A 25914-nucleotide genomic window follows, 5' to 3' on the forward strand; every position below is an offset into this window, starting at 1 on the left:
CTGCCAAATGACAACGGGCCAGCCTATTCGCCATAACCCCGGCCCAGTACCGCATCGATATGCCGCAAAGCATCGGTCAGCGCCGCGCGCCAATAGGGCCAGTCATGCCCCCCTTCTTGCACCCGGAAACGATGCCGGATGCCGGCATCCTTCAAGGCCAGATGCAGATCGGACGCGCCGGCGAAGAAGGGATCATCGGCCCCAAGGTCGATGAACAGCCGCGGGATGTGGGCAAAGCGCGTCTGATCGGCCCCGGCAGCCAGATTTTCGGGGCGCAGGCGGTCCCAATCGGCGGTGATGCGATCCTGTCCGTCCAGACCCATACCCAGAACGCCGCCATAGCGTGCCTCGTAGGCCGGGGGCGACAGCGCCAGCAATTGCGCATCGCGGCGAAAGGCGGGGCTGATCGCACTGGCCCCGGCAAAGCCATCGGGGCGATCCAGATGATAGGTGATCGCCGCGACCGCGCCCATCGAGATGCCCAGAAGCGCCCGATTGTCACCCCCCGGCAACACAGGATAGCGCTGTTCGATCGCGGGCATGAAGTCCTGAAAGAACATCGACTGCCACCGCATTGCGCCATCGGCATCGTCCAGAAAGTAGGTCGCGATCCGATTGTCCGCGTCGCGTCGCCCATCGGGGGCCACCGCGATAAGGGGGCGTATCTGCCCGCTGCGGATCAGGCGATCCAATATCTGGTCCAGCCCGGCCAGCGTGAACCAGTCCGAGGGCTGACCCGTCCCGCCGCCATGCAGCAGATACAGGACCGGGTAATCGCGTGTATCCTGTCGATAGCCCGGCGGCAGATAGACCGCGAAATGCACCGGGCGACCCATGATCTGACTGCCGACCACATTGTCAAAGCGAACCTCGGCGTGGGCGGTCTGGGTCAGTGCGACAAGGCAAAGCGCCAGACCGAGAACCCTTGAAATCAGATGTCGCATCCGCGTCTCCGCCCTCAGAAAATGATCTTGTAGGACAGGCTTAGCGACCCGCCCAGAATGCCCGGTCCGGGGGCGGACCCGCGGTTCCAGGGCCAACGATTGCTGCTGTAATTCGAATAGTTCAGCGACATCCGGTCATTGATCCGATAGCTGGCCAGATAGGAGTAATCGGGGTTCCACGGTTCCTGCGCATCCGCAGGATAGGCATAAAGCGTGAAACCCGCCCACAGCTTCCTGGTGATCGAGCTGTGACAGAACAGCGAAACCGCATCCGTGCTGGGATTGCTGAGGCCGACCCCGAAAGAACAGTTCATCTGCCGATCGCCGAAATACGGGATAGAGGGCAGCTTGTAGGACGCCCGCAGGCTGCCCTTAAGCAGCGAGGACACCAGGTCGATATCATCGCCGGAAAAACGCGCCGAGTAATTCGAATAGCTGAGGCTCAGTTTTTCAGTGACCCGGATATCCAGCGCATAGGTGAAATCCGGGTCCCAGGGTGCCTGCTGATCCGAAATCGGGTATTCGATGAATGATACAGCCAGCTTCACGCGGTCGGAAAACTGAACATTGCACCCAAGGCTGACGCGGAATTTGCCAAAGCTTTTGCTTTGGTCGATGTGGTCCGTGTACTGCAGCCCTGCACCGGTGCTGACCGAACAGGCCAGCTTGTATTTCTGGGCCAGGGTCAGCGGCTGTTCGGGTTCGGGCGCATCAGGTGCCGGGACCGGCAGGGGCGCCGTCTGCGCAGCGGTCTGCGGCGGTGTGGCCGGACCGGACGGCGTTTCCGCCCTGACGGGGCTGGGCGGCGGGTCATTATAGACGCAGCTGTCGGGATAGAACGGATCGGGGTCGCCGCATTCGACTTGGTCGGCCACGAACAGGTTCTGCGGCGGGGTTTCATCTATCGGCGCTGGCGGTTCTGGCGGTTGTTCCGCCACGGGATCGGGCGTTTCGACCTGCGGCACCGGGGCAGGTTCGGGCGGCGGCGGGGGCGGTGTCCCGGTTCCTGCCAACACCCATTCGGCCAGATAACGTGCCAGCGACAATCCCGCGATATCGGCAGGCAGGCTGGGTTTCGGCGCGGCAATCGCGGGGACGTTCAGGATCACCCCGGCATCGTTCGAGATCTGACAGGCTTCTCCGATCTGGCATCGCAGCATGTACTCTGACGCCACGCGCCCATCCTCGGCCACGATCAGCGCCGATCCGTCCGGAAACAGCCGATAGGACCAACCGTCGATCCGCCCGGTCTGATACCGCGACCAGGCAAAGACATTCGGGGTATCGGTCAGAACTTCGCGCGCGCCGGGGATCAGCGGATCGGCGGTGTCGATGATCGCGGGGCCGGGGGCGGGCTGTCGCCATGCCGGCCGGATCGCGGGACGCAGTTCTTCGGGCCAGCGCAGGGCCGTCGGGACGGTCGAAACCTGCGGCGCTGTCGATTGCGCATGGGCGGGCAGGGTCAGGGCCGACAGCGCCAAAAGGCTGGCTTGCAAGAAATGTGCCCGCCCTGCCATGCCATCACTCCTGACACATGCTTTCGTTCAGGGCGCGGATCGCATCTTCGGTGGACAGGGCCGCCGCCTGAGGGCCCAGTTCGGCGATCAGGGCGTTGCGGGTGCGGTTGCCCATGACCCCGTCATCGGGGCCGGGCTGTTGTCCGGCCCTGGCCAACAGGCGCTGCAATGTCTGAACGGTCGAATTTCCGGGTTCGATCAGTTGCAGGCCGCAGGGCGCGTCAGGCAGGATCGAGGGGCCAAGGTCGTTCTGACCAGCGGTCTCGGCAGGCGGTGCCTGATCGGGGGTGGCGGTGATCGCGGCAGGGCGATCCGGGTCCTGATCCGCGCCCGAGGACGTCGGCGCCGCTGGCTGCGATGCCGCCATTTCCGCCGCGCGTTGGGCACCGGCGGCAGTGGCGATGGCGGCGACGGAATCCAGATTGCGTTCGGGGTCGGGCACACCCGTTTCCGCAGGCAGGCCGCTGATCGTGGCGGGGTCGGGACGGGTGAAATCGGCGGGGGTGACGGCCTCGCCCATCAGACAGCGGGTCAGGGCGTCGGCAATCGCACCTGCGGCGGGGTCGGGCGCCCCCTCGGTCGTGCGGTCGCAACTGGCGCCTTCGTCCGGGCTGCAGAGAACGGCGATCTGCCAGCTTGGCGCGTCATGGCTGTCGGACAGGACGGCCGAATAATCGCTGGCGATCTGATAGGCGAAACCGGCGATGCGCCCTTCCTGCCAGATGCCCGGATAGCGCGCGGTCGGCACGTCGGAACTGCGCCGTTCGACGCTGACCGCGCCGGGCAGGTCGCGGTCGAAATTCGGGCCGACACAGGGTTCGGCCCCCGCCATCGCGGGCAGCGCGGCGGCAAGGGCGGCGATCATCTTCATTCCGGCACCCGCATCAGCGGCCCCGTGGCCTTGAAGGCCAGCGCGGCCAGCACGACGGCATTGGTGTTCGCCGTGGTCGAGCTGTTCGGCTCGCCGCTGGCTTCATAGATGCCTTCGGGCCAGCCCTTGACCGGGTCGGCGAATTCGGACAGGGCCTCGACCAGTTCGGCGGTGTAATCGGTGCCGAACAACGCGTGCCAGCCGAAGGCCGCTTTGGTGGCGATGGTGCGGCGGCTGTCGATGCGGTCGCCGCGGAAGGTCATCACCGCCCAATCGGCACCGCCGCCCCAGACCGTTGAATACGAGAAATAGGGATCCTCGCTGAGATGGCTTTCGGTCACGGCGGTCAGGATGCCGGTTTCCGCATGCCGTGCCTCTTGCGCGCGATAGATGGCCGTGGCGAAACGGTGCGAGCGATCATCAAAGCCGAATTCCAGCCCGTCGAACAGGTAGGGCTCGCTGACGACAAAGGCCGGGGTTGTGCCGCGATGCAGGCGGTTGTCGACCGGGATCGGCTGGCCCTGAACCTGCTTGACCATCAGGTTATCCTGAACCTCATAGGCGCGATAGACGTCATAGCCGAACAGCATCATCGCCTTGGCGGCATATTGTTCATACCCGACGCGGCCTTCCTGATTTTCACGCACCTCGCCCGCGCTGACATTGGTGCCGATCAGCTCACCCCCCTGGACCATCCGGTCCATCTGCCAATGATCCAGCAACGCCTCGACCGTGGGGGCCAGTTCGGGGTGGTTGCGCTCGATCAGGCCGAATGTCGCCACGATCCGTGCGACATCCAGCGCCGACCAGCCCAGCCCCAGTTCGGTCGGCTTGTTGGAATAATCGACCAGTTCCAGCGTCCGCGTGTGATAGGCCTTGTTGGGCAGAACATCCTGAAACAGACGCAGATTGCGCAGGCTGGTCAGCAGCTTCGTCAGCCGCTGTTCCGCCTGTTCGCGCGGGATCAGCCCCAGCCGTTCGGCCGACAGGATCGCGACGATATAGGACCCCGTTTCCCACATCGTGGTCGAAGGATAGTCGTGCACCGAATTCGCCAGCCCGGTGTCCGGATCGACATTGTTCTGGAAATAGGTCCACGCGATCCGCGCATGGTCAAGATCGCGATCCGAGCTTTCGCCCCTTATCGCCAGTGGCAGCGGCGTCAGGTCGTCGAATGGCTGCATCAGGTCCTGTCTGGCCTGCCGGTCCGGTTCCTCGGGCGGTTCACCCAGCGTTTCAAGCCACAGGACCAGCAACAGCCCCGCGATCAATGCGCAGATCATCACGATATGACTGCGGGCGCGCAACAGGTTCTGACGAAAGCTCATGCCGGGACCTCTTCGGTAGATGTCGGGGGTTGCCACAGCGCGGCGGCGATCATGCCCGCCATGGCGACGCAGTTGTTCAGCCCCCACAGCGCATTGGTGACGACCCCGGTCAGAGTGTGCGGCGTGCCGCCGACAACAAGCGCGCCAAGGCCCCATAGAAGGCCAAGCCCGGTCAGGCCCAGAACCGCGATCTGCGGTCGCACAAGGGTCAGGAAATTCCCCGATTGCCGGTCCTTGGGCGTCACGGGAAACGAGATTTTCTGCCCCTTCATCACCGCCCAGATCGCCCGCAGCCCGACCGGGAAAAAGGCCAGATAGCTGGCTTTGGCGGCATAGCCCGCGATGCCCCATGTCCCGACCATCATGCTGAGTTCCAGAAGGATCATGAAGGGGATCACATGGGCGAAGAATTCGTTCGAATAGGCCGACACGGGCGCGATCCCGGTGAACAGATAGATCGCGGGCGCAAACAGGAACACCACGTTCCAGATCGCGCCCAGATAGGAATAGAAGGTCGCGCCATACATCATCCGCTGCTGAATGGTCAGGCCGGGCCGAAACAGCGAATTGTCGTTGAACATGATGTCCAGACTGCCGCCTGCATATTTGTAGCGCTGGATAGTCCAGGTCAGCAGATCCTGCGGCGACAGCATCTTTGATTCCACATAGGGGTGCTGCCAGCTTTTCCAGCCACGCTCGCGGTCGGAATGCAGCACGATCGAGGTGAAGATGTCCTCGGAGACGTGGAACCGATAGGGGGTCAGCACCTCGGCCTCGACCGCCTGGGTGCGGATCGCCTCCATCAGTTCGGGCGAGACGCGCCGCTCGCGGCTTTCAAGGGTGATTTCCTCTTCGGCGGCGATCACGCGCCGTTCGACCGCGTCGCCAAAGCTGCGCAGCGCGGCTTCCATCACCGCCTCGCGGCGGTGGATCGAGCCCGCGCCGCAACAAAAGGCGGCATTCACGCGGTTCCGGCGCCGCTGGATCACGTCATAAAACATCTGCGGGTCGTTCACGAACGGGTCGGTGCCGCTGCTATGTTCGCCGAAGATGCGTTGCAGCCCGCGCCCGATCCGTGCCCCGACCCGGCCAAAGCGGGCGGCCAGAACCTGTGGCAGGGGCTGCCCCTCGGGCAGGTCATAGAACCATTGCGGGGTCTGGACCCAGGCCATCTTGGGATCGCGAAAATATCCCAGCGTGCGCGCCAGCATCGTCGGGAAGGGCCGGGTGTCGGCATCGCAGATGACGATCAGATCGCCCGATGTATGTTCCATCGCGTTGCGCAGATTGCCGGCCTTGAAGCCCTCATTGCCGTCGCGGGTGATATAGCCCACGCCCTCATCCTCGGCGACGGCGCGCATCTCGGGGCGCTTGCCGTCATCCAGCACATGGATGCGGATGTCGATCGGATACGGGTAGTCCAGCGCCTTGGCATCAATGAGGCCCAGACGGACCAGTTCGGGTTCCTCGTTATAGGTCGCGAACAGCACATCGACACTGATCGGCCGGCCCGGATCGGGGGTGTCGGGGTCGATCTGGTCGACGGTGGCAGGCGGGTCGGGGATCGTGACCGGCTGATCCTGCCACAGGTTGTAGACGAACAGGACCAGCCCCAGATAGGCGCAGGTTTCGGCCAGGACCAGGGCGACGGCGAACCACATCGCGTCGGGGTTCAGCGAACTGGTCCAGCGCCAGCTGATATACCAAGCCCCCACGACCAGCGTCAGAACCGCCAGAAACTGCCAGATCATTTCGCGGATCGGCGAATAGGGCAGGGGTTCGGGCGGGCGGCGATCCTCGAAGGCGCGGAAATAGTCGTCCATCATTCGGCAATCACCCTTTCGCCGCTGTCGCGCCGCGCATCTTCCAGGGCGCGACGCCAAGGCCGATCGTCCATGCCAGCAGATCGCTGCGTTCGATCAGTTTCGACAGGCCAAGTGCGGCGGGTAGCACCACGCTAAAGCGCATCAGCACCAACAGCGCGGGCGAGATCACGCCCGACAGCCCGGTCTTGAAGGCAAAGATGTCGAACAGGTCGATCAGCAGCGGATGCACCAGATAGATGCCAAAGGTATAGCGCGCCATCTTCGACCAGTGCGGCGACCAGTCGGCATATTGGCGCCCCATGAACAGGCTGAACATGAACAGCGGCATCAGGAAATGCCCGAAATAGTCCCAGCCCGTGCGCACGCCCCATTCCCCGGTCAGCAACGCGCTGCCGAAAAACGGCATCGTCGCCAGATAGGCCATCGAGGCGAAATAGAACGCGCCCCGGCCGATCAGCTTGCTTTCGCCGCGCGGCAGCCCGTCGCGCCACAGCGAATACAACGCGAACGCCGCCAGACCATATCCGACATAGCCCCAGACCTTGGTGATGCGCACCAGATAGTCCCGCATCAGGGGCGAGATATCCAGCGACCACAGGAACGCCTGCGCATGATCCATCGCGCCAAGCGTGGCAAACAGGCTGACCCCCAGCAAAGGATAGCGCATGGCCAGCCGCATCACGGGATAGAACAGGAAGATCGCGAACAGCGTGGGCAGGAAATGCATGTGATATTGCGACTTGCCCAGCAGGAAGAAGGCGACCCATGTGTCCGTCTGTGTCAGCGTCTCGGCATATTGCGGGGCATAGCCGAATGCCTGCGCCTTGATCAGGCGGAACAGCGCGTAGAACACCGTCCAGAACGCAAAGGGCACCAGCAGCCGTTCCGCCTGCGTGGTGATCGCCTCGCGATAGGTAGGGCGGCGGCGGTCGATCCGCAGCGCCATCAGGAACAGCGAGAAGAAGAAGAACATCTCGGATCCCGAGAACTCGCCAAGCGAGCGCAGAAAGACCGGAACGACGCGTTCCCCCACCGTGGCGTCAGGGAAGGGGCGGCCTGAAAAATCGGTGGTGCTGTGGATCAGAACGACGCCCACCGCCGCCCAGACGCGGTTGGCATCGAACCAGACCATGCGCGATGATTTGGCGCTCATTCCGTGGCCCAGCTTGCGCGGCAGGCGGCGGGCAGGACGACGCGGGGTTCGGGCTTGGCAAAGCTTTGTTCTTCGGGGCGGCAATCGGTGGCGGCAATGCCCGCATCGCGGTCCAGCGGGCGGCAATACCTGAATTCTTCCCACGGGACGGTGGGTTTGATCTCGACCGTTTCCGCACAGGCGCAGCAGGTCGCCTCGACCACCATTTTTTCGGGCAGGCATTTGTTGGCCCGGATATCGGTGCCGGAATAGGCCATGTCCCAGAAACTGGTATTGTCATTCTGGAACCGCATGATCGGCCCCTGCACTTTGTACAGCAGCGACGCCAGAATGATGCCGTTGTTGTTCGCGGTCTGCAGCGGAATATATCCGTTGCCGTTTTCATAAAGCCCTTCGTAGAAACCGCCTTCGGGGTCGGACAGATCGGCGACGGTTTCAAACAGCAGATCGGTATAGGGCACATCCCACAGGGCCCACATGCCGAGCGCCGCCTTGGCGGCTACTGCGGCCCGGTCGGGCTGATAGACATCGCTGGGGTCCAGCGTGTTCCACGGATAGCCATCCGCGAAGATCGAGTCATAGACGAAGTAAGGCTTGCCCTCGACCTGATGTTCCGACCGCGCGGTGATGATGCCGGTCTGTTCGAAACGGCGTTGCTGCACCAGAAAGATGCGATGCGCGAATTCCGCCCGCCAGCCCTGCGAGGCGACATCGGGACCGTCGGGGTCGGGGGTGGGAAAATCCCAGCCCATTTCCAGCCCGTCCAGCAGATAGCTCTCGGTCAGCACGTAGTTCTGGTTGTGAAAGACGCGCGGGTCGCGGCCGTCATAGGGCACGTCCACGTCATAGATATTGGTGTATTTCAACGGATGCGGGTCCAGCGCCCCGGTGACGTCGAAGCCCCAGAGGGAAAAGCCCTTGGCGGCGTATTCCTCGTATCCCAGACGGCCTTCCTGCACATAGCGCGTCTCGCCATTGCCGCTGACGATCGAGCCGAACAGCCGCCCATCCTCGGCGACGATATTGCAATAGTTCCAGCGCATCGGGATATTGTCGACGCCATTGGCCAGATAGGGATAGCGCTCCTTCAGGATCCGCAGCCAGACAAGCATCCGGCCCATGTCCAGCACGGAAAATCCGACCTCGCCCGGTTGGTTGGCATAGTTCACCTTTTCCCCGGTCTGGGTGTTGTAAACCTTGTTCGGCGCCTCGCCCCGGTACAGATCCAGATTGCGCAGCGTGCCGATCAGCTTCGTCGCGCGGCGGTCGAATTCGCGCTTGTCGATGATGCCCAGTTCATAGGCTGCGACCAGGCCGCTGATATATGATGCCGTGTCCCACAGCGTCGTCGAGGGATAGGATCCGACGGCATTCGCAAGGCCGGTTTCTTCCTGATAGCTTTTCTCGAAATAGCTCCAGGCGGTGCGGGCCATGTCCATTTCGCGGTCGGTCAGTGCGCCGTGGCGACCGAAATACTTGCCGGGCGTCGCTGCGCGGGACAGCAGAAATTCGCGCCGCGCCTGCAAGGCGGCAGGGTCCGGGGCAGGCGGCAGAAGTTCCGCGATGGGGGTGTCGCCGGGAAACAGTTCCGCCGGATCAAGGGTCTGCGCTGCAGTGTCCTGCGCGATGGCCGGGCCAAGCGCGCCCAGCAGCGCCCCCCCTGCAAGCAGGCCTGCCCGAATAGCGGTGCCAATGCGTGTCATCACGTCCCTCCGCTTTGCGGCGCTGCGGCGCCCTGAAAATCACGGGAAAGCAAATCCAGGATCTCGTCCCTTAACAGCCGTACCTGTTCAAGGATCTCGGCCTGCTGTTGCGGGGCCGGGTCGCCGTTGTGATGCCGGTCCTGCAACTGGCGGCACCGCTCGGCCAGGCTGCTGCAGCCGACCGTGTCCAGAATGCCGATGAAGGAATGCAAGGCGCGGCGGCGCGTTTCGTCCTGCGGATCGTCGACGGTGTCAAATACCGCCAGATGCCGGTCCAGATCCGAAATCGCGGCATGCAACAGGGCGGGCAGGGTGTCCGGCCCAAGTTCGTTGCGCATTTCCGCGATGCGTTGGTGCAATTCCTCGGGGTAGTGCAGCCGCGCGGGTTCGATGGGCGACGCATCGGCCTGAGCTGGCGGTGGCGCGGCCCTGCGACGCAGGCCTAAATATGCGATCGCACCGGCCAGACCCGCCGCGACTAGCACAAGGAACCAGGCGGTGCCGCTCATGCGCCGTTCCCGCGATTGAAGGACAGGCACAGGCGGTTGCGCCCCTCGGCGGGGGTGAACTGCACCTCATCTGCAAGCTGGCTGATCAAGGGGATCCCACGGCCATTTTCATCCATCGGGTCAATGTCACCCAGATCGGTCACATCGGTGTAAAGATCCGAAGGGCTTTGGCGGCCCGCGTCGATGATTTCTATCCGGACGCTGTCGGCAAGGATCTGCGCCGTGATGTGGATCGCGCTTTGCGTCTGCGAGGCGCGGGCATGATTGACCGCGTTTGTCAGCGCCTCGGCCAGACAGATCTCGACCGTGCTCAGCCGATCCTCGGACAGGGCATCCGACAGCGTGGCCAGCATTGCCGGGACGATCCGGTCCACCTCGGCAAGGTCGGGGCGCATATCCTGTTGCAGCGACATCAATCGCGGTCCTGCATGGCGGCAAGTGCCGTCGCGCGGTTCTTGTGGATCGCGAAGACTCGGCTCATATGCGTGATGTTGAACATCTTCTCGACCCCGCCGGACAGGCCGCAGATCGCAACCTCGCCGCGGTTGCCGACCCGCTTCAGCACCCCGACCATCGCGCCGATTCCCGACGAATCGACAAAGCTGACCTGTTCCAGATCAATCAGCAGCCGATCCTCGCCCTTGGTGATCAGCCCGATCACCTCGTCGCGGAAGGCGGTCGCATTCGCGGCGGTCAGCCTTTCGGTGTTCGGCTCGACCACGCAGATGCCGCCCTCTTGTCCCGATAGCGCCTTGATCATTTATGATTTCTCCTTTCGCAGACGAGAACGCTGAGGTCGTCGTCAAGGGCCTTGCCGCGGCACCAGATCTTCAGGGCGGCGGCCAGATTTTCGGGGATCTGCGCCGGACGACCGGCCTGATCGCGGATCGTGGCGATGACCCGATCTTCGTCGAAGGGTTCGCCGGCCGGGTTTTCGGCCTCATGCGCGCCGTCCGACACCAGAACCAGCGACTGGCCGGGGCCAAAGTCGATCCGGCTGTTGGCAAACTCCATCTCTTCGACCAGCGCGACGGGAAAGCCACCGCCGCCGATGGCGCGGCAATTGCCATCCGCGTCCAGCAGCGTGGGCGACGGATATCCCGCCTGGCAATAGTGCAGCTGGTTATCTGACCGATCCAGCACGCCGCAGAACATGGTGAAATATTCATCCCCATCGGGGTCGAAGAAACGACGGTTCAGGGCCTGTACAAGCCGCGCCGGGTTCAGGCTGCCATCCAGACCGACGACATGCTTGCGCATATGTTCCGCTGTCAGAAGATGCCCCAGCGCGACCGACAGCAGCGCGGCGTGGACACCGTGCCCGGCCACATCAATGGCGTAGAAGGCCGTCAGATCCGCCGTCAATTCGTAAAAGGCGAACATGTCGCCTGACAGGATGTTCGAGGGCGCGAAGGTCGAATGAAAGGCGCAGTCGCGCATCGTGACATGAGGTTGCGGCAACAGGCGGCGCTGCGCGCTGGCGGCGGCGCGGATGTCATCTTCGATCCGTTCCTTGGCGCGGGAAATTGCGGCATTGCGTTCTGCCAGCAATTGTTCATGTTCCAGCAGACGGCTGACACTGCGAACCCGTGCGGTCAGGCTGGCCATGTCCAAGGGCTTCGCCATGAAATCGTCGACGCCGGATTCCAGCGCGGTTTCACGTTCGCCCCGCTGATCGCGACCGGTCACCATCAGGATATGGACATAGCGATCGCTGACGGTATCGCGCAGCTTGCGGGCAAGCTGGCTGCCATCAAGGCCCGGCATGTCCAGATCGCAGATCAAAAGCTGCGCATCGGTGGCACCGACAAGCTCATAGGCCCGCAACCCGTCCTCGGCTTCGATCGGTTCATAGCCCAACTGCCGCACCAGCGCCGAGATATAGGCCCGCTGAAACGCATCGTCATCGGCAACAATGACCTTGCGGGCCAAGGGCCTGCGCGTCGCCTTTAATCCTGGTTCCAGTGCGGTCATCAAGTATCACGAAATACAGCGGTCAATAACTCAACCCTAAATGGAGTGTGTTGAAACGCAAGACTTCTGTCTTGCTGGGTCAAGGGTCGTGGCCAATAGATCGCGCGTTCAATGCCGGGACGCATATCGCAATGCGTGGTCCCACCTGTTGGCCGGTGGTTTTCACGCAGGTGAAGGCAAATACGCCGAATTTTATTCAGTTTCATGGCAGGTGTTCTTTTCTGACATTGCATCAGAATAGACAGGTGGAATCGCCCCTGTCACCTGCGCAACAAGGCAGGGCGCATCCCGAACGAAGAGTACGACCTATGCTGACGGATAGGGCACGAATTGCCCGATCGCATGCGTCAGACCAGGTTGCGGTCGCGCGCGATCATCGCGGCATGGGTGCGGTTGCGGGCGTTCAGCTTGCGGCACAGGGTCTTGGCATGCAGTTTGACGGTCGCCTCGTGCAATCCGTAATCGCGGGCGATTTCCTTGTTTGACTGGCCGCGGCAAATGCCGTTCAGCACATCCAGTTCGCGATTGGTCAGCAGCGAGGACCCCGGATCGGTCTTCTGCTGCATGAAGTCGAAGGGGGCATAGACCTCGCCCTCGACCATGAAGCGGACCGCAGCCACCATGGATTTCGAGGCCAGCGTCTTGGGCACGAAACCCGAGGCGCCTGCCGCGATCGCCTCTTCGGCCAGCACGCGGGTGGTGGTGCCCGACAAGATCGCCACCGGACGTTCCTCGTTGACGTCGCGCATCTCGGTCAGGCCGTCCAGACCATTCATGCCGGGCATGTTGTAATCCAGCAGGACCAGATCATAGGTGCCCGTGCCCTTCACCTGGTCGATTGCCTCGGGCAGCGACCCTACGGTGTCAACCTCGGCTTCGCTTTCAACCTTCAGCAGTGCTGCAATGGCTTCCCGGACAAGGCCATGGTCATCGGCGATCAGGATCCGCATCAACTTGCCTCGTCCTCTTCTCAGGCTTGCGAACATCGTTGTCCGCCCAATATCTTCAAATAGTTATAACGCGACGGTCGAAACCGGCAACTCTGTTGTGAATCACCTCTGGACGTTGCCACGCGCCATGACTATCCGAAAGTATAGTCTGCACTACTTCTGCAACGGTGACGAGAGTCAGGATTCATGCGATGAAATCTGCGATACATCTTGGACCGCCGTTGGAGTCAGGCAATGACGACCTTTTTCACACGTACCCTGTTTACCGCAGCCTTCATCGCATCCGCCGGGATTGCGCATGCGCTGGAACCCGCAACCGATGAGGTGGTGCTGACCGTGAGTGGCGAGATCAGCGAAGCCAATGCTGATGGTGCGGCGCAATTCGACCTGTCCATGCTGGAAGGTCTGGACCCCGTGACCGTCGAGACGTCGACGATCTGGACCGATGGGGTCCAAAGCTTCGAAGGCGTGCCGCTGGCGACCCTTCTGAAGGCCGTGGGCGCCGATGGTGCGATGCTGCGGGCATCGGCGATCAACGACTACGCCGTCGAGATCCCGGTCGAGGATGCCGTCGAAGGCGGTCCGATCGTGGCCTATCTTCTGAATGGCGAACCCATGAGCGTGCGTGATAAGGGTCCGCTATGGATTGTCTATCCGTTCGATTCCGCCCCTGAATACCAGACCGAACAGGTCTATTCGCGCAGCATCTGGCAGCTTGATCGCATCGAGGTTCAGCCCTGAGAAACGAAAATCGCAGTTCGTCACGCCGAAAAGGCGGCCTTGGTGCCTTCGGGCGCGGCGGGGTCGTCGGTGCGCTTGCCGTTCTGATCCTGATCACGGGAATCGCGTTCCTGGTCCAGATGGCCGGAAACGTGCGGCAGCAGATCGATTCCCTGGCGACTGCGAATTCGGACAATACGCAATGGGCGCTGGCGCAGGTGGATGTCGAATTGCTGGCCCTTCAGGCCGCGATCCTTCAGGCACAGGCCGATCCCGGATCGAACCTGCGCGATGTCCGCCAGCGTTTCGACATTCTTTACAGCCGTATCAACACGGTATCGAACAGCCCGCTGTTCCGGGCCTTGCGCGAAAGCGACGCGGCGTCGCAATCGCTGGCGCGGATCGATATCTTCCTGTCGGATACCGTGCCCATCATCGACAGCAGCAACGAGGATCTGCGCAGCGCACTGCCCGAGCTTGCGCAGCGCACGGCATCGGTTCGCTCCTGGACCAGGCAATTGACGCTGGAAGGCGTCGGTGTGCTGTCGCGCAGTTCCGATGCACAGCGGGTCGGAATCGCGGATACGCTGTCGCGCGTGTCCATCGTCGCGACCGCGCTTCTGGTCATTCTGATCCTGATGCTGGCGGCGTTGTTCTACATGGCGCGGCTGGCCAAGCAGCAGGCACAGGAAGAAAGCCTGGTCCGTGCCCGGCTTGCATCGGTCATCGCCACCTCGCTTGATGCCATTCTGGTGGTTGGCCGCGACGGGCGGATCAAGGACTTCAACGGCGCCGCAGAGGGCATTTTCGGCTATCGCCGCGACGAGGCGATGGGCGAACTGGTCGAAGATCTGATCGTCCCCGACCATCTGAAGGCCGCCCATCGCGATACGCTTCAGACCTATCTGAAAACCGGTGAAAAGGGCGTCATCGGCAAGGGACGGGTGCAGCTTGAAGGCCGTCGGAAGAATGGCGAGGTGTTCCCGCTGGAGGTCTCGGTCTCGACCGCCGAATCCGAGGATGGCGAGATTTTCGTGGCGTTCCTGCGCGACATCTCGCGCCGCGAGGCCGCCAAGCAGGAACTGATCAAGGCGCGTGACGATGCCGTTGCCGGCGAACGCGCCAAGGCCGAACTGATCGCCGTCATGAGCCACGAGATGCGCACACCCCTGAACGGGATGCTGGGCACGTTGGACCTGATCGACCCGGAAAAGCGGGGCCCCAAGGATGCGGCCTATCTGGATATCATCCGTGCTTCGGGCAATCAGCTTTTGTATCATGTCGACAATGTGCTGGAAGTCTCACGTGCCGAGGCCGGGAAGATGGTTCTGGCCCACGAGCCTTTCTCGATCAGGTCGCTGGTGCGCGAGGTGGTGGATGGTCAGCAACGCGTTGCCGAAACGCGGGGCAATCACCTGTCCTACAGCGTTCGGACGCGCGGTCAGGACTATGCCATCGGCGATCCGGTGCGGATCCGGCAGGTGCTGCTGAACCTTGTGGGCAACGCGATCAAGTTCACCCGCAACGGCACCGTCGAGGTCGAGGCCGTGCGACTGGACGACGGCAACATGACCGAATTTCGCGTCAAGGATACCGGCATCGGCATCCAGCCACAGGATCTGCAACGGGTCTTTGACGAATTCGTCACGCTGGATGTGTCCTATACCCGCGCCGAAGGGGGGACCGGGCTGGGCCTGTCCATCGTCAAGCATCTGGCAAAGGCGATGGGAGGAACGGTCGGATTGGAAAGCGCGCCGGGCGAAGGCAGCCTGTTCTGGGTCCGCCTGCCCTTGCCGCAGATTGCCGATGACGCCGATCCCTTCAGCACGCATGCAGGCCCGGCAGCCGAGGCCGAGCCGGTCGCACCGCGCAAGATCCTGATCGTGGAAGACAACCGCATCAACCGGATCGTCCTGCGCGATCTTCTGGAACAGGACGGGCATCAGGTCGACGAAGCCACCAATGGCCAGTTGGGGGTCGAAGCGACCGGGCGCAGCGTCTATGATCTGGTGTTCATGGACATCTCGATGCCCGTCCTTGACGGGGTCGAGGCGACGCGCGCCATCCGTCGGGCCGAGGGCAGCGGGCTGCGTCTGCCGATCATCGCGCTGACCGCCCATGCCCTTCCCGCCGAGAAAGAGCGTTTTCGCGCCGCCGGAATGGACGATATTCTGGTCAAGCCGATATCCCGCAAAAGCCTGCGCCAGGTTCTGCAGGCCTATCTGGGCCAGAAACCCGCAGCAAAAGCCGCGACCACGCCCCGGCCGGAAGGCCCGAAGATCGTTGATCACGCCCAGTTCGATGAGCTGTCGAATTCATTGGGCCGCGAAAGGGCCGCGAAACTGGTCGAGGATTTTCTGGGTGAAACCGGCGCTGCGATCGATACCATCACGCAACGTCTGGCGGCGGGCGAGACGGACGAAACCATTCGCAAGGACGTGCATCACGCAGCGGGCTCGGCCGCATTGCTTGGGGCGGAACTGCTGCGTGGCGAATTGGCGCGGGTTGAAGAGGGGCTGAAGACCGGCGAACGCTATGATCAGGTCACGGCCGGCCAGATCACCGACGCCTGGCAAAGCACCGTGCGTGTTCTGGAAGGGTATCTGCGCAACGCCTGAGCGGCGCAGGCATCGCGGGGTTACAGGGTTTCCGTAAGCTCGGCCGCCGTCTGTTTCAGCAATGGCAGATATGTGCGCGCATCTTCCAGGGTCAGCCGCTGAACCGGCGCATGGAAGGACAGCGTGCCGAACACCCGCCCCAGATCGTCCGCGATCGGGACCGCCAGCGCGACCATCCCCTCGACCATTTCCTGATTGTCCTCGCTGTGACCGCGCGCGCGGATCAGTGCGACCTCATCGGCCAGCGCATCGGGCGAGGTGATCGAATGCGGTGTTGTCGCGGTCATCGGCAGCCGCCGCAGAAGGCGGTTGAATTGCGGCATCGACAGCGTGGCAAGATAGGCCTTGCCGGCCGCCGTGCAATGCAAAGGCACCCGGCTGCCGATGGGCATGCGGATGCGAAGGGGCCAATGGGTTTCGACGCGGTCGACATAGATCATCGCGTCGCCATCCGGCATCGAGATATTGCAGGTTTCGCCCACGGCTTCGGCCAGACGGCCCAGGATCGCCATGCGTTCGCGACGAAGGCCCGGACCGCTGAAGGTATTCGCCGCCATCCGGCGCATCATCTGACCCGCCACGAAACCGCGACCGGCCAGATCACGCATGACCCAGCCGTCCTCTTCCAGGGTTTGCAACAGCCGGTGGATCGTGGGCTTTGGCAGATCCAGCGTCTCGCCCAGTTCGGCGGCGGTGACGGGGGCCGCTGCTTCGGCCACCGTCTTCAGGATATAAAGCGGGCGCAGATTGTTCTGAGGGGCCTTGCCTTGTCCGTCACCTTGTTCGTCAACGTCCATGTCGCCCGTCCGCGCCCGTCTCATTGGTCAGTGGCCTAGCTGCCAGGCAGCAGGATCGTGGTCAGCGGCGGCGCAAGGGCCACGATGATCCAGACCGCCAGCAGCGCCGCCAGATAGTAAAGCGCATATCGCAGCAGCCGCATATAGGGAACCCCCGTGACGCTGGAGGCCACATACAGGTTCAGGCCATAAGGGGGCGTCACGAAGCCGATCGAGGCACCCACAAGGAAGATCACCGCGAAATGCACCGGGTCCATGCCATTGGCCGCGGCCAGAGGCGCCAGGATCGGCGCAAGGATGATCGTGACCGGCAGGCTTTCCAGAACCATGCCCGCGATGAAGATGATGACCATCGACGCCGCCAGAACGATCCAGTAACCGCCCAGGCCGGAAACCCAGGTGCCGATGGCTTCCTGCGCACCCAGCAGCGACAGGATCTGCTGCATCACCACCGAGATCCCGATCAGCGGCGCAAGAATGCCGGTGATCTGGGCCGAACGCATCGTGACCGAAGGCAGGTCACGGATGCGAAAACCCTCGACCAGAATGCTGGCCCCGTAGGTGCGCGGGCGGCCTTCATCGTCCATGCCGGACGCCACCAGCGGATACAGCCAGCGGCTGACCACGCCCACGATCACGCAGAAGCCCACGGTGACGGCGGCGGCCTCGGTCGGGGAAAACTTGCCCGTATAGATGCCCCACAGCACCAGACCGATGGCGAAAAATCCCAGCCAGGCGCCAAAGGCGGTCCGCAGCACGCGGTTGATGTCGAAGGCGATGATGTGACCCCAGCCGTTGATGCGCGACAGGATCCAGCAGACGAACTGCATTGCCGCGACCATCATGACGCCCGGAATGATCCCCGCCACGAACAGGTCGGAAATCGGCAGGTTCATCAGGAAGCCATAGACGATGAAGATGATCGAGGGCGGAATGATGATCCCCACGGTTCCGCCGGCGGCGGCGGTGGCGGCGGCAAAGCGCGTGTCATAGCCACCTTTCACCATTTCCGGATGCATCATCGAGCCGATCGTCGCCGTGGTGGCCGAGTTCGACCCCGAAATGGCGGCGAACAGCCCGCAGGCCCCGATGGCGGCCATGGCCAGGCCGCCACGCAGCCAACCCAGACACGCATAGGCGAAATCGGACAGGCGGCGCGCGATGCCCGCCTTGTTGATCAGGTCGCCGGTCAGGATGAACAGCGGCATCGCCAACAGCGCGAAGCCGTTGGAAAACGCATAGGTCAATGCGGCGCCGATATTGTCGAAGGTCATGCCCAGGACGATCGAACAGCCGATAACCCAGTAGGCGATGACCAGGAATACCGGCACGCCCAGCATGAAGAGGCCGGTGACGGCCAGTGAAACCAAAGTGATCCAGATGGGGTCGGTCATGACGGCCTCTCAGGTGTCGCCCAATGTTGTCATCTCGATCAGCGGCGCATCTTCGCGGAAGCGGCGCAGATCCTCGATCATGTTCTCGACCGCGCGGGCGGCGAGGATGGTGAAGGACACCGGGACAAGGATCACGAACCACCAGACCATCACGTGGTCGGTGCCCAGAAGGATCTGAAAGTTCGAGGCCGAGTTCGCCGCAAGCTTCAGCGTCGTGGTGACCGCGATCCAGGCCATACCCAGCCACAGCACATTGTCCAGAATCAGGCAGGCCAGCTGCCCTGAACGAGGCAGACGCCCGCGAAATTCCGCGAAGGACAGGTGGGCGCGCAGCTTGACGTTGAAGGCGCAGCCAAACCAGGTCAGCAGCAGGAACAGGTAGGGCGGCAGGGTCGTGGACCACGGTTCCTGCAGGTTCAGGGTAAAGCGGCGGATCACCTCGACGAAGATGATCCCGGCAATGGCCAGATAGACCACGACCATCAGCGTGCGTTCCAGGTGCTGGTCCAGCAGCGGCACCATCTTGAAAATGGCAAGGATCAGCGCCGCGCCGACGGTCATCACCAGAAGCCCGAAGACCCAACCGGCGGGCGTTCCAAGCGCGGCGTTGATTTCCCAGCTATCCTGTGACGCCAAGGCAGACAGGATCGCGCCGAATTCGGCGAATAAGTTTTGCATTCTAGATTTCCCCCCGGGTTGCGGCGCCCGAAGGCCGGACGCCGCCCAGTCAGGTCAGGCCGAACGCCACCAGCGGCGCGGCTCGACGTTTTCTGGTTTCATGTCAGCCGGGATCTCGCGGGCAATGCGATAGATCTCGTCATAGGTGTCGATCCCGCCCGACCATTTCATCAGGCGTTCGCGCCAGTCGCTCCACGGATCGGGATTGAACTCGGGCGAACACATTTCCTCGGCCTTGCGACGCTCTTCATCCGACAGGAAGGCACAGCGCACGCCATGCTGCGCAAACAGCGTATCGGGCAGCTGCGGATCCGAGAAGCCGACCGTCTTGATCAGCGCGGCCTCGTTCGCGGCCTGGGCGTGGATCTGGGCCAGATAGGCCGATTCCATCACCGCATCCTGCAAGGGCGCTTCCAGGCTGTCAAAGACCTTGGACGACATCGCGCAATGTTCGGTGCCGCAGAAGAAGCGCAGGTCGACCGACTGGCTGACCACAGGCGTCATGTTGGCATAGGCCACGGCCGACGCCCAGGTTTCGGCCCCGTCGATCAGGCCCTGCTTCAGGCCGTCGATGGTTTCCTCCCATGCCACGGGCACGGGGTTCAGGTTCATCAGCTGCATCGCGATTCGGCCCAGCTGCGTGCCGGTGACGCGGTTCTTGGTGCCGGCCAGCTGGTCGATGCTGGTGACGGTTTCGCGGTCTTTCCACTTCAGTCCAAGTTGCAGGCCGCGCAGTTCGCAATGCGAGAACAGGAACTTGATCCCATGCCGTTTTTCCAGCGGATCGCGCAGGATGCGCTGGCTTTCGGGGCTGTACATGAAGTGATACTGCGACGCCCGCGTCGGGAACATGTAGGCAAAGTCCAACACGTTGTAATAGGGCGCCACGCCGGCCGAGTTCTGGGTCGAGGCGGCAAAGAAATCGACCACGCCAAGCTGGGTCTTTTCAACGCAGTCCAACTGACCGCAGATCTGGTTGTCGCCGATGAACTCGACCCGGATCTCGCCGTCGGTGCGTTCTTCCAGATCGCGGGCGAATTCCAGAAAACCTGCGCGTTCGATCAGCAGGTTGCGGGCGTTGAAGCCCGATGCGCCCATCTTGAACGTGTATTTCGCGGTTTTCGAGAAGCGCTTGCCATAGGTGCTTTCCGCAGCCCGCGCCAGATCGGCGGTGCCAAGAAAGCCCGCGGCCCCCGTCAGCGCCATCGCCGTCGACGTCATGCCGAATCTGCCTGCGACACGCAGAATATCCCGGCGGGACACGCCACGAATGCTGTCTGGTTCCCTTGTCATCACATTCCTCCTCCCTAAGGTGCGATTTTTGAGACTTGTGGTATCATTTCGCATCAGTTAGGTTCCAAATGCAAGCGAAATTGTCGCGGCACTGCAGAACGGCCTTGGGAGGGGATATTGGAAACGGATTATCTGGTGGTAGGCGGGGGCTCTGCGGGCTGCGCCATAGCGAATCGCCTGTCTGCGGACGCAGATGTGACCGTCACCCTGTTGGAGGCGGGGTCATGGGACTGGAACCCGTGGATCCACATCCCGGTCGGCTATTTCAAGACGATGAACAATCCGTCGGTCGACTGGTGTTACCGGACCGAGCCCGATCCCGGCCTGAACGGGCGTCAGCTGGATTGGCCGCGTGGCAAGGTCATGGGGGGATCGTCCTCGCTGAACGGGCTTCTTTATGTACGTGGACAGCCCGAAGACTATGACCGCTGGTCGCAGATGGGCTTTTCCGGCTGGTCTTGGGACGATGTGCTGCCGCTGTTCAAGCGGGCCGAGAATCAGGAGCGCGGCGCCGATGAATTCCACGGCGCGGGTGGCCCGCTGAACGTGTCGGACATGCGCCTGTCGCGGCCGATCTGCGATGCCTGGGTCGCTGCGGCGCAGGCGGCGGGCTATCCGTTCAACCACGATTATAACGGTGCGACGCAGGAAGGCGTTGGCTATTTCCAGCTGACCACCCGCAAGGGGCGGCGCTGTTCGGCGGCGGTGGCCTATATCCACCCGGTTCGCAAGCGCCCGAATCTGCGAATCATCACCCGCGCCCAGACCCGCCGTGTCATCATCGAGGACGGTCGCGCCGTCGGGGTGGAATATACCGACCGCTCGGGTGCGGTGAAGCGCATCGACGTCAAGGGCGAGGTGATTCTGTCCGCCGGGGCCATCGGCAGCCCGCAGATCCTGATGCTGTCGGGTATCGGCGAGGCCGCGCATCTGGCCGAACACGGCATTCAGGTGAATTCCGATCTGCCCGGCGTGGGGCAGGGGCTTCAGGATCACCTTCAGGCGCGGCTGGTCTTTACCTGCAACGAGCCGACGCTGAATGACGAGGTGCGCAAGCTGTGGCAACAGGCCCGGATCGCGCTGAAATACGCGATGTTCCGTGCAGGCCCGATGAGCATGGCGGCAAGTCTGGCGACCGGCTTCATGCGCACGAATGACCGTGTCGCTACGCCGGATATCCAGTTCCACGTCCAGCCCTGGTCCGCCGACAGCCCGACGCAGGGGGTGCATCCCTTCTCGGCCTTCACCATGTCGGTCTGCCAGTTGCGGCCCGAAAGCCGCGGCAGTATCCGGCTGAAATCGGCGGACCCCACGGTCTATCCGGCCATTCATCCGAACTATCTGGCGACGGAAACCGATCAGCAGACCATGGTTGCCGGGGTCAGGATCGCCCGCAACATCGCCAAGGAACGGCCGCTGGCCGGCAAGATCACCGCCGAAATGCGCCCCGGACCCGACGCGCAGGACGACGCCGCGCTGCTGGAGTGGGTGCGCAATTCCGCGGGTACGATCTTCCATCCGACCGGGACCGCCGCGATGGGCCCGGTTCTGGATGAACGCCTGCGCGTCAAGGGCATTCGCGGCCTGCGGGTCGCCGACTGCTCGATCATGCCCGAGATCGTCTCGGGCAACACCAACGCCCCCGCCATCATGATCGGTGAAAAATGTGCCGATCTGCTGCGCGAGGATCGCAAACGCGGCGCGTAACGCCCCGTGTCCATATCTTTGGGAGAGAGGACAAACCGATGAAGATGACGACAGAGGAAGCCTTTGTTAAGGTTTTGCAGATGCATGGTATTGAGCATGCATTTGGGATCATTGGTTCAGCGATGATGCCTGTGAGCGACTTGTTTCCGAAGGCCGGGATCAAGTTCTGGGACTGTGCGCATGAGACGAATGCGGGTCTCATGGCGGATGGTTTCACGCGCTCGACGGGCAAGATGTCGATGGCGATTGCGCAGAACGGTCCCGGCGTGACGGGTTTCGTGACGCCGGTCAAGACGGCCTATTGGAACCACACGCCGCTGCTTCTGGTGACGCCGCAGGCGGCCAACAAGACGATCGGGCAGGGCGGTTTCCAGGAGATGGAGCAGATGCGCCTGTTTGCCGACAGCGTCTGTTACCAGGAAGAGGTCCGCGACGCCTCGCGCATTCCCGAGGTTCTGAACCGGGTGATCATGCAGGCCTGGCGCAACAGCGCGCCGGCGCAGATGAACATCCCGCGCGACATGTGGACCCAGGTGATCGATGTCGATCTGCCGCAGGTCGTGGCCTTCGAACGCCCCGCGGGCGGCGAGCAGGCCGTGTCCGAGGCTGCCAAGCTGCTGAGCGAGGCCAAGTTCCCGGTGATCCTGTCGGGCGCGGGCGTGGTCCTGTCGGGGGCGATCCCCGATCTGGTCCAGCTGGCCGAGCGTCTGGATGCGCCGGTCTGCAGCAATTATCAGCACAATGACAGCTTCCCGGGCAGCCACCCGCTGGCCATGGGCCCCCTGGGCTATAACGGCAGCAAGGCGGGGATGGAAATCATCGCCAAGGCCGATGTCGTGCTGGCGCTGGGGACGCGTCTGAACCCGTTCTCGACCCTGCCGGGCTATGGCATCGATTACTGGCCGAAGGATGCCAAGATCATCCAGGTCGACATCAATGCCGACCGGATCGGTCTGACCAAGAAGGTCAGCGTGGGCATCCAGGGCGATGCGGCCAAGGTCGCGCGCGGCATCCTGGGTCAGCTGTCGGCCAGCGCGGGCGATGCCGGCCGGTCCGAACGTCGCGATCTGGTCGCGCAGACCAAGTCGCGTTGGGCGCAGGAACTGTCGAGCCTGGATCACGAGGATGACGATCCCGGCACCGAATGGAACTCGGGCGCGCGGACCCGCGACGCCGATCTGATGAGCCCGCGTCAGGCCTGGCGCGCGATCATGCAGGCGGTTCCGGCCGAAGCCATCGTCAGCAGCGATATCGGCAACAACTGCGCCATCGGCAACGCCTATCCCAGCTTCGAGGCGGGCCGCAAATACCTGGCGCCGGGCCTGTTCGGTCCCTGCGGCTATGGCTTCCCGGCGATCCTTGGCGCGAAGGTCGGCAACCCCGACACGCCGGTGATCGGCTTTGCCGGCGACGGCGCCTTCGGGATTTCCATGAACGAGATGACGGCCTGCGGTCGCGACGACTGGCCGGCGATCACGATGGTGATCTTCCGCAACTATCAGTGGGGCGCGGAAAAGCGCAACACGACGCTGTGGTATGACAACAACTTCGTGGGCACCGAACTGGATCGCGACACCTCTTATGCCGGGATCGCGAAGGCCTGTGGCGCCCATGGCGTGCAGGTCCGCAGCCAGGAGGAACTGACCTCGGCGCTGCATGACGCGGTGGAACGGCAGATGAAGGACAAGCAGACCACCTTCATCGAGGTGCTGCTGAACCAGGAACTGGGCGAGCCCTTCCGCCGCGACGCGATGAAGAAACCGGTGGTCGTCGCCGGTGTCGACGCCGCCGACATGCGCCCGCAGAAAGGCGCTGCCTGATCCCGGTCATGGCCCGGCCGCCTTCCCCGCCGGGCCGTGACCACCTTCGGCCCGGCGACCTCCTCCGCCGGGCCGCCCTTGCCTTCCCGAAAGGAGCCTGCCCATGTCCAGCCCCGTGACCGGGCTTGTCGCGCGCCTGCCCGCGCCCGACCGCCTGCGCGCGTTGTTTCCGGGCTTTGCCGTTTCGGCCCTGGTGGCGGCGACGGCGCAATTCCTGTCCGACCATTACGGCGCCCCGGCGATGCTGCTGGCGTTGCTTCTGGGTCTGGCGTTGAACTTTCTGGCCGAGGACGGCACCCGCACCGCGGCGGGCATTTCCGTGACCGCGCGCAGCGTGCTGCGGCTGGGCGTGGCGCTGCTGGGGGCGCGGATCAGCGTGGACATGCTGGCCGAACTGGGCGGTCCTGCCATCGCGCTGGTGGTGGCGGGGGTGGTGCTGACCATCGGTTTCGCGCTGCTGGCGACGCGCTTTGTGGGCCGGGGCTGGCGCTTTGCGCTGCTGACCGGCGGGTCGGTCGCGATCTGTGGCGCCTCGGCGGCGATGGCGATCGCGGCAGTGCTGCCGAAACATGAAAAATCCGAACGCGATCTGGTGTTCACGGTGCTGTCGGTGACGGTGCTGTCGACGGTGGCCATGGTGGTCTATCCGATGCTGGCCAATCTCTTTGCCTTCGATGCCCGCGATTCCGGGGTGTTCCTGGGCGGCACCATCCATGACGTGGCCCAGGTGGTCGGCGCAGGCTTTTCCATCGGCCCGGAAACCGGCGAGACGGCGACGCTGGTCAAGCTGATCCGCGTGTCGATGCTGGCGCCGGTGGTGCTGTGCTTCTCGCTGACGATCCGGCAGATGGGCCTGTCGGGGCCGGGCACGGGCAAGCGTCCGCCGCTGCTGCCGGGCTTCGTGCTGGGCTTTCTGGTGCTGGCGGCGCTGAACTCTCTGGGGGTGATCCCGCAGTTTCTGGCCGACTGGGCCGGGGCGCTCAGCCGGTGGGCGCTGCTGATCGCGATCGCTGCGGTGGGCATCAAGACCTCGCTGGCCAGGATGCTGGAGGTCGGTCCCGCCGCCGTCGGCCTGCTGGTCGCTGAGACCGTCTTCCTGGGCGTCTTCGTGGTCACCGGGCTGCACTTCCTGGGCTGATCCCGAAACCGCCCTGCCGCGCGCGTCCCGCAACCGGGACCGCGCGCCTTGTCCGCAACCGTCATGCCCCGTGCCGGGGCCCTGCCGAAAGGTGCCGCGATGAAACCGCTGGAACGTCTTTACCAGGCCGCACGCGCCAATCCGCGCCACATCATCCTGCCCGAGGGCGATGATCCCCGCGTGGCCGAAGCCGCCGCCGAGCTGACCGCCCAGGGCCTGGCCCGGGTCACGCTGATGAACGGTCCCGACCTGCCCGGCGTGACCGCGATCCGCGCCGACAGTGCCCCCGACCTGCCGCAGCTGGCAGAGGAATGGCACCGGATGCGCGCCGCCAAGGGCATGACCGCCGAACAGGCGCTGTCGGACATGCGCGACCCGATCCGCCAGGCGGCGATGCGGGTGCGGCAGGGCCAGGCCGACGGCACGCTTGGCGGCGCGGTCGCCACCACTGCCGAGACCGTGCGCGCCGCGCTGCAGATCATCGGCCGCGCGCCCGATGCGGCCATCGTCTCCAGCTTTTTCCTGATGCTGTCCTGCGGCGCGGATGCCCCGATCAAGGGCGGCATGATCTTTGCCGATTGCGGTCTGGTCATCGATCCCGACGCGGCCGAACTGGCCGCCATCGCCCGTTCGGCGGCGCAGTCCTGCCGGCAGGTCCTGCATGAAACCCCGCGCGTGGCGCTGCTGTCCTTCTCGACCGCGGGCTCGGCGAAACATCCCAGCCTCGACAAGATCCATCAGGCGCTGCAGATCGTGCGCGATCAGGAGCCGGATCTGGAAATCGACGGAGAGATGCAGTTCGACGCCGCCCTCGACGATGCCATCCGCGCGAAAAAGGCCCCCGGCAGCCGCCTGACCGGCCGCCCCAACGTCTTTGTCTTCCCCGATCTCGCCTCGGGCAATATCGGCTACAAGATCGCCCAACGCCTCGGCGGCCTGAACGCCATCGGCCCCATCCTCCAGGGCCTCGCAAA

At 63.5% G+C, this 25914-nt stretch carries 22 protein-coding genes; 6 read left to right on the plus strand and 16 right to left on the minus strand.

Translation table 11 applies throughout. The features are described 5' to 3' along the window. Positions 1 to 23: 23 nt before the first annotated feature. The 12 genes from BMX67_RS15105 to BMX67_RS15160 all read right to left on the minus strand — a co-directional run bounded on the left by BMX67_RS15105 (position 24) and on the right by BMX67_RS15160 (position 12775). Complete coding sequence (locus BMX67_RS15105) at positions 24 to 944, minus strand: alpha/beta hydrolase (RefSeq protein ID WP_090736811.1); 921 nt, start codon at positions 942 to 944, stop codon at positions 24 to 26. 14 nt (positions 945 to 958) lie between these two features. Then, positions 959 to 2461, minus strand: coding sequence for a hypothetical protein (locus BMX67_RS15110; protein ID WP_090736813.1), 1503 nt, complete (start codon positions 2459 to 2461; stop codon positions 959 to 961). A gap of 4 nt (positions 2462 to 2465) precedes the next feature. Then, positions 2466 to 3332, minus strand: a complete 867-nt coding sequence (locus tag BMX67_RS15115) for a peptidoglycan-binding domain-containing protein (RefSeq protein ID WP_139206548.1) — start codon at positions 3330 to 3332, stop codon at positions 2466 to 2468. After that, the gene (locus tag BMX67_RS15120; RefSeq protein WP_090736819.1) at positions 3329 to 4660 is read right to left on the minus strand and encodes a DUF3131 domain-containing protein; all 1332 of its coding nucleotides are present in this window, start codon (positions 4658 to 4660) and stop codon (positions 3329 to 3331) included. The genes BMX67_RS15115 and BMX67_RS15120 overlap by 4 nt, the downstream gene beginning before the upstream one ends. Further along, positions 4657 to 6486 (minus strand): glycosyltransferase, encoded by a 1830-nt coding sequence (locus BMX67_RS15125; protein WP_245739480.1) that lies wholly within the window; start codon positions 6484 to 6486, stop codon positions 4657 to 4659. Before BMX67_RS15125 ends, BMX67_RS15120 begins: the two co-directional genes overlap by 4 nt. A 7-nt stretch (positions 6487 to 6493) precedes the next feature. Next, positions 6494 to 7639 carry an acyltransferase gene (locus tag BMX67_RS15130; protein ID WP_090736821.1) on the minus strand — a complete coding sequence of 382 codons (1146 nt, stop codon included), beginning with the start codon at positions 7637 to 7639 and terminating at the stop codon, positions 6494 to 6496. Continuing rightward, entirely contained in the window at positions 7636 to 9342 is a 1707-nt protein-coding gene (locus BMX67_RS15135; RefSeq protein ID WP_090736824.1) for a DUF3131 domain-containing protein, read from the minus strand. The genes BMX67_RS15130 and BMX67_RS15135 overlap by 4 nt, the downstream gene beginning before the upstream one ends. Next, positions 9342 to 9851, minus strand: a complete 510-nt coding sequence (locus tag BMX67_RS15140) for an Hpt domain-containing protein (RefSeq protein ID WP_090736826.1) — start codon at positions 9849 to 9851, stop codon at positions 9342 to 9344. The genes BMX67_RS15135 and BMX67_RS15140 overlap by 1 nt, the downstream gene beginning before the upstream one ends. Then, positions 9848 to 10264 (minus strand): ATP-binding protein, encoded by a 417-nt coding sequence (locus BMX67_RS15145; RefSeq protein ID WP_090736829.1) that lies wholly within the window; start codon positions 10262 to 10264, stop codon positions 9848 to 9850. Before BMX67_RS15145 ends, BMX67_RS15140 begins: the two co-directional genes overlap by 4 nt. Next, positions 10264 to 10611, minus strand: coding sequence for an STAS domain-containing protein (locus tag BMX67_RS15150; protein WP_090736833.1), 348 nt, complete (start codon positions 10609 to 10611; stop codon positions 10264 to 10266). The genes BMX67_RS15145 and BMX67_RS15150 overlap by 1 nt, the downstream gene beginning before the upstream one ends. After that, positions 10608 to 11825 carry a PP2C family protein-serine/threonine phosphatase gene (locus BMX67_RS15155; RefSeq protein WP_090736835.1) on the minus strand — a complete coding sequence of 406 codons (1218 nt, stop codon included), beginning with the start codon at positions 11823 to 11825 and terminating at the stop codon, positions 10608 to 10610. The genes BMX67_RS15150 and BMX67_RS15155 overlap by 4 nt, the downstream gene beginning before the upstream one ends. Before the next feature lie 347 nt (positions 11826 to 12172). Continuing rightward, positions 12173 to 12775 (minus strand): response regulator transcription factor, encoded by a 603-nt coding sequence (locus tag BMX67_RS15160; RefSeq protein ID WP_090736838.1) that lies wholly within the window; start codon positions 12773 to 12775, stop codon positions 12173 to 12175. 234 nt (positions 12776 to 13009) lie between these two features. On the opposite strand from BMX67_RS15160, the gene BMX67_RS15165 reads away from it, so the two are divergent. Both BMX67_RS15165 and BMX67_RS15170 read left to right on the plus strand, forming a co-directional pair. Then, positions 13010 to 13516: a putative pterin-binding protein gene (locus BMX67_RS15165; RefSeq protein ID WP_090736841.1), complete on the plus strand. Its 507-nt coding sequence runs from the start codon at positions 13010 to 13012 to the stop codon at positions 13514 to 13516. Between the two features lie 119 nt (positions 13517 to 13635). Further along, positions 13636 to 16113, plus strand: coding sequence for a hybrid sensor histidine kinase/response regulator (locus BMX67_RS15170; protein WP_090736844.1), 2478 nt, complete (start codon positions 13636 to 13638; stop codon positions 16111 to 16113). Positions 16114 to 16133: 20 nt separating this feature from the next. On the opposite strand, the gene BMX67_RS15175 is transcribed toward BMX67_RS15170, so the two are convergent. From BMX67_RS15175 to BMX67_RS15190, 4 genes are read right to left on the minus strand one after another with little or no spacing between them, the layout of a single operon-like run. Then, positions 16134 to 16910, minus strand: coding sequence for an IclR family transcriptional regulator (locus BMX67_RS15175; RefSeq protein WP_175479935.1), 777 nt, complete (start codon positions 16908 to 16910; stop codon positions 16134 to 16136). Positions 16911 to 16945: 35 nt separating this feature from the next. Next, entirely contained in the window at positions 16946 to 18304 is a 1359-nt protein-coding gene (locus tag BMX67_RS15180; protein WP_090736847.1) for a TRAP transporter large permease, read from the minus strand. A gap of 9 nt (positions 18305 to 18313) precedes the next feature. After that, the gene (locus BMX67_RS15185; protein ID WP_090736849.1) at positions 18314 to 18982 is read right to left on the minus strand and encodes a TRAP transporter small permease; all 669 of its coding nucleotides are present in this window, start codon (positions 18980 to 18982) and stop codon (positions 18314 to 18316) included. A 54-nt stretch (positions 18983 to 19036) separates the two neighbouring features. Next, on the minus strand, positions 19037 to 20275 hold the full coding sequence (locus BMX67_RS15190; protein ID WP_090736852.1) for a TRAP transporter substrate-binding protein: 1239 nt from the start codon (positions 20273 to 20275) through the stop codon (positions 19037 to 19039). A gap of 117 nt (positions 20276 to 20392) precedes the next feature. Here BMX67_RS15190 and BMX67_RS15195 point away from each other — a divergent pair, with 117 nt between their 5' ends. The 4 genes from BMX67_RS15195 to BMX67_RS15210 all read left to right on the plus strand — a co-directional run. Then, entirely contained in the window at positions 20393 to 21982 is a 1590-nt protein-coding gene (locus tag BMX67_RS15195; RefSeq protein ID WP_090736854.1) for a GMC family oxidoreductase, read from the plus strand. Between the two features lie 38 nt (positions 21983 to 22020). Then, positions 22021 to 23802 (plus strand): sulfoacetaldehyde acetyltransferase, encoded by a 1782-nt coding sequence (gene xsc / locus BMX67_RS15200; protein ID WP_090736108.1) that lies wholly within the window; start codon positions 22021 to 22023, stop codon positions 23800 to 23802. Between the two features lie 103 nt (positions 23803 to 23905). Beyond that, a complete protein-coding gene (locus BMX67_RS15205) occupies positions 23906 to 24940 on the plus strand; it encodes a YeiH family protein (protein ID WP_090736104.1) in 1035 nt (344 codons plus the stop codon). 99 nt (positions 24941 to 25039) lie between these two features. Next, a partial coding sequence (locus BMX67_RS15210; RefSeq protein ID WP_090736856.1) for a phosphate acetyltransferase occupies positions 25040 to 25914 on the plus strand: 875 nt, incomplete at its 3' end.

Source organism: Paracoccus homiensis (assembly GCF_900111675.1).
GTDB classification, from domain to species: Bacteria; Pseudomonadota; Alphaproteobacteria; order Rhodobacterales; family Rhodobacteraceae; genus Paracoccus; species Paracoccus homiensis.

Coding starts and splice junctions, on each gene's coding strand:
- BMX67_RS15105 (WP_090736811.1), bottom strand. CDS start 944: ATGCGACATCTGATTTCAAGGGTTCTCGGTCTGGCGCTTTGCCTTGTC.
- BMX67_RS15110 (WP_090736813.1), bottom strand. CDS start 2,461: ATGGCAGGGCGGGCACATTTCTTGCAAGCCAGCCTTTTGGCGCTGTCG.
- BMX67_RS15115 (WP_139206548.1), bottom strand. CDS start 3,332: ATGAAGATGATCGCCGCCCTTGCCGCCGCGCTGCCCGCGATGGCGGGG.
- BMX67_RS15120 (WP_090736819.1), bottom strand. CDS start 4,660: ATGAGCTTTCGTCAGAACCTGTTGCGCGCCCGCAGTCATATCGTGATG.
- BMX67_RS15125 (WP_245739480.1), bottom strand. CDS start 6,486: ATGATGGACGACTATTTCCGCGCCTTCGAGGATCGCCGCCCGCCCGAA.
- BMX67_RS15130 (WP_090736821.1), bottom strand. CDS start 7,639: ATGAGCGCCAAATCATCGCGCATGGTCTGGTTCGATGCCAACCGCGTC.
- BMX67_RS15135 (WP_090736824.1), bottom strand. CDS start 9,342: ATGACACGCATTGGCACCGCTATTCGGGCAGGCCTGCTTGCAGGGGGG.
- BMX67_RS15140 (WP_090736826.1), bottom strand. CDS start 9,851: ATGAGCGGCACCGCCTGGTTCCTTGTGCTAGTCGCGGCGGGTCTGGCC.
- BMX67_RS15145 (WP_090736829.1), bottom strand. CDS start 10,264: ATGTCGCTGCAACAGGATATGCGCCCCGACCTTGCCGAGGTGGACCGG.
- BMX67_RS15150 (WP_090736833.1), bottom strand. CDS start 10,611: ATGATCAAGGCGCTATCGGGACAAGAGGGCGGCATCTGCGTGGTCGAG.
- BMX67_RS15155 (WP_090736835.1), bottom strand. CDS start 11,825: ATGACCGCACTGGAACCAGGATTAAAGGCGACGCGCAGGCCCTTGGCC.
- BMX67_RS15160 (WP_090736838.1), bottom strand. CDS start 12,775: ATGCGGATCCTGATCGCCGATGACCATGGCCTTGTCCGGGAAGCCATT.
- BMX67_RS15165 (WP_090736841.1), top strand. CDS start 13,010: ATGACGACCTTTTTCACACGTACCCTGTTTACCGCAGCCTTCATCGCA.
- BMX67_RS15170 (WP_090736844.1), top strand. CDS start 13,636: ATGGCCGGAAACGTGCGGCAGCAGATCGATTCCCTGGCGACTGCGAAT.
- BMX67_RS15175 (WP_175479935.1), bottom strand. CDS start 16,910: ATGGACGTTGACGAACAAGGTGACGGACAAGGCAAGGCCCCTCAGAAC.
- BMX67_RS15180 (WP_090736847.1), bottom strand. CDS start 18,304: ATGACCGACCCCATCTGGATCACTTTGGTTTCACTGGCCGTCACCGGC.
- BMX67_RS15185 (WP_090736849.1), bottom strand. CDS start 18,982: ATGCAAAACTTATTCGCCGAATTCGGCGCGATCCTGTCTGCCTTGGCG.
- BMX67_RS15190 (WP_090736852.1), bottom strand. CDS start 20,275: ATGACAAGGGAACCAGACAGCATTCGTGGCGTGTCCCGCCGGGATATT.
- xsc (WP_090736108.1), top strand. CDS start 22,021: ATGAAGATGACGACAGAGGAAGCCTTTGTTAAGGTTTTGCAGATGCAT.
- BMX67_RS15205 (WP_090736104.1), top strand. CDS start 23,906: ATGTCCAGCCCCGTGACCGGGCTTGTCGCGCGCCTGCCCGCGCCCGAC.